Source organism: Actinomycetota bacterium, assembly GCA_040905475.1.
In the GTDB taxonomy this organism is placed as follows: Bacteria; Actinomycetota; AC-67; order AC-67; family AC-67; genus DATFGK01.
Genome location: JBBDRM010000067.1, coordinates 11,248 through 13,849, shown reverse-complemented (window position 1 = coordinate 13,849; position 2,602 = coordinate 11,248). Strand labels below are relative to the sequence as shown.

The window sequence follows — 2,602 nt, the reverse complement described above, 5'->3', positions numbered from 1 at the left end:
CGGCGTTCGCGTTCGGCCGTTCCACCGACACGCCCATCGTCGGCGACTGGGACGGCGACGGCGACGACGAGCCAGGCGTCCACCGCGGCAACGTCTGGTACCTCGCCGATCAAGCCCCGCCCGGCAGCGTCACGGCGTTCGCGTTCGGCCGTTCCACCGACACGCCCATCGTCGGCGACTGGGACGGGCCGTGACCCCTCAGGGCACGAGCAGGATCCGAACGGGATCGCCCTGTTTGGTCTCGAGCATCTCGACGCCGTCGGCAGCTCGCTCGAGCGGGAGCGTCGCCGAGATCGACTCCGACAGATCCAGCCGGCCCGTCTCGACGAGTCGCGTCAACAGCTCGAGGTGCTCTCGCCGGTATCCGTAGGAACCGATCAACCGCGTCTTGCGAACGGCGAACAGGATCGACGGACCGAGCTCGATGCGCTCGCCGCTCACGCCGACCAGGATGCAGCGGCCCCAGGGCGCCAGCGAAGCGGTCGCCAGCTTCAGCACCGCGTTCTTGCCGACGAAGTCGAACGACACGTCGACGCCCTCCCCGCCGGTCGCCGCGCGGATCGCGGCAACGGCGCCGTCCGGCTCGGCCGTCAGGTCCGCGCCGAGCGCACGCGCTCGCTCGCGTGCCCCTCGGGAAGGATCGATCGCCGCGATGAAGCCGGCACCGGCCATACGCGCGATCTGTACCGCGTGCGTCCCGAGACCTCCGATGCCGAACACGGCGACCCGCTCGCCCGCTTTCACCTGCGCGACGTCCACCACCGCGTTGAACGGCGTCGCGACGCAATCGGCCAGGATCGCGCCGACCTCGAATGAGACCGCGTCGGGCAAACGGACGCAGGCCTCGGCGGGAACGGCCACGTGATCGGCCCACGCGCCGTCGTAATCCACCCCGAGCGTCAGCGGGGCCAGGCATTGCTCGACACGGCCGGCGCGACACGCGGCACATTCTCTGCACGGCTTGCCGGCGTACATCGTCACGCGGTCGCCCTCGCTCCATCCGGTCACGCCGTCCCCGAGCGCCGCGATCACGCCGCTGGCCTCGTGGCCCGGCGTGACCGGCGGGGGCGTCCGCACGGGCAGCGTCCCGTCCATCATGTGGAGATCCGAGGCACAGATCCCGCACGCGGCGACCTTCACGACGACTTCGCCCGGCGCCGGTGAAGGATCCGGAACGTCGACGATCTCGAGGGGCTTGCCGATGCCGACGAACCGTACCGCGCGCATGATCAGCCCCCGACGCGCGCGACGGCCTCGAGCGTCTCTTCGACGCCCGCGAATCCGTCGCCTGCGTTGAACAAGCCGGCTGCGGGGAGCGTGACGCCGGCCTCGCGATACTCGGCGTACTTGTCCGCGATCTGGCGCTCGTCGCCGACCGCGCCGAACTCGTCGAGCATCCGATCGCTGATCGCGGCGAGCTGTCCGCCGAAGTCGCCGGCCGCGCCCGCGTCGTCGAATGCCTTCAGTTCGCGCTCGTAGCCGGCGCCGGCGATCGCACGCCGGTAGAAGGGCAGGGTCATGTAGACGAAGAAGTCCTTGCGGAACGATTGGAACGCGGCCTCCCGGTTCGACGTCAGCGCGGTGGGCACTGCGGCAACGATCGTCACAGCCGTCGGATCCCTGCCTGCCGCGGTTGCCGCCCCGTGGATCGTGGGCGTCACCGTCTCGCGGATGTAGGTCGGCAAGCATCCCCAAAGGATGTCGCCGTCGCACGCCTCGCCGCAGAACTTCAGCATCCCCGGCGCAAGCGCCGAGATGTAGATCGGCAAGTCGCCGCGCGCGGCGTACGCGAGGAACGCGAACTGGGTCTTGTAGAACTCGCCCTCGAAAGACACACCGTTCGTAGTGAAGATCGAACGCAGGATCGTGACGTACTCCTGGATCCGCTTCAAGGGCCTGCGCATCTCGATGCCGTACCAGGTCTCCATCGTGATCTGGTGAGACGGTCCGATCCCGAGGATCAGCCGGCCGCCGGTGATCTCGTCGAGCGTTGCGGCCTCGATGCCGAGGGAGACCGGGTGGCGAGGGAAGGCCGGCAGCACGCCGGTCGCCAGCTTGATCGTTTCCGTTCCGGCGGCGTAGGCCGCGAGCGTCATCAGCGCGTCGCGACCGCCGACCTGTGTGGAGAAGACCGCTTCGTATCCGAGTCGTTCGGCGCGCTGAACCCGCGCGACGGCGGTCGCGATGTCCTTACCCGGCGAGATGAACGCGGCGACGGCCACGCCTAGAGCCCGAGCGTCTTCGCGATGTTGTTACGGAGGATCTCGCTCGTTCCCTCGTACAAGCGCTGCGCGCGAACCTCACGCCAGAAACGCTCGATACCGGTCTCCGTCATGAAGCCGTTCCCGCCGTAGACCTGGATCGCCCGGTCGGCGACGCGACCGACCATCTCGGTCGCGTAGAGCTTCGCGGCCGCGGCTTCGCGCCGGCCGTCGGCGCCGTCGTCGACGCGCGAGGCCATCTCGTACACGAACGCGCGCGCCGCCTCGAGCTCGACCCACGAGTCCACGATGTAGCCCTGGATGTACTGGTTCTTGCCGATCGGGTGCCCGAAGGCAACGCGCGTCTTCGCGTACTCGGTCATCTGCGTGAGCAAGTGGTG

4 protein-coding genes are annotated in these 2,602 nt (G+C 69.1%); 1 reads left to right on the top strand and 3 read right to left on the bottom strand.

The window, feature by feature from the left end; genetic code table 11:
- Positions 1–194, top strand: a 194-nt coding sequence (locus WEB06_06455) for a cell surface protein (protein ID MEX2555255.1), incomplete at its 5' end; no start/stop codon positions are given.
- 4 nt (positions 195–198) lie between these two features.
- On the opposite strand, the gene WEB06_06450 is transcribed toward WEB06_06455, so the two are convergent.
- The 3 genes from WEB06_06450 to WEB06_06440 form a co-directional block, all read right to left on the bottom strand.
- Positions 199–1,227, bottom strand: coding sequence for a zinc-binding dehydrogenase (locus WEB06_06450; protein MEX2555254.1), 1,029 nt, complete (start codon positions 1,225–1,227; stop codon positions 199–201).
- Between the two features lie 2 nt (positions 1,228–1,229).
- On the bottom strand, positions 1,230–2,222 hold the full coding sequence (locus tag WEB06_06445; protein MEX2555253.1) for an LLM class flavin-dependent oxidoreductase: 993 nt from the start codon (positions 2,220–2,222) through the stop codon (positions 1,230–1,232).
- A gap of 2 nt (positions 2,223–2,224) precedes the next feature.
- A partial coding sequence (locus WEB06_06440) for an acyl-CoA dehydrogenase family protein (GenBank protein MEX2555252.1) occupies positions 2,225–2,602 on the bottom strand: 378 nt, incomplete at its 5' end.

Coding starts and splice junctions, on each gene's coding strand:
- WEB06_06450 (MEX2555254.1), bottom strand. CDS start 1,227: ATGCGCGCGGTACGGTTCGTCGGCATCGGCAAGCCCCTCGAGATCGTC.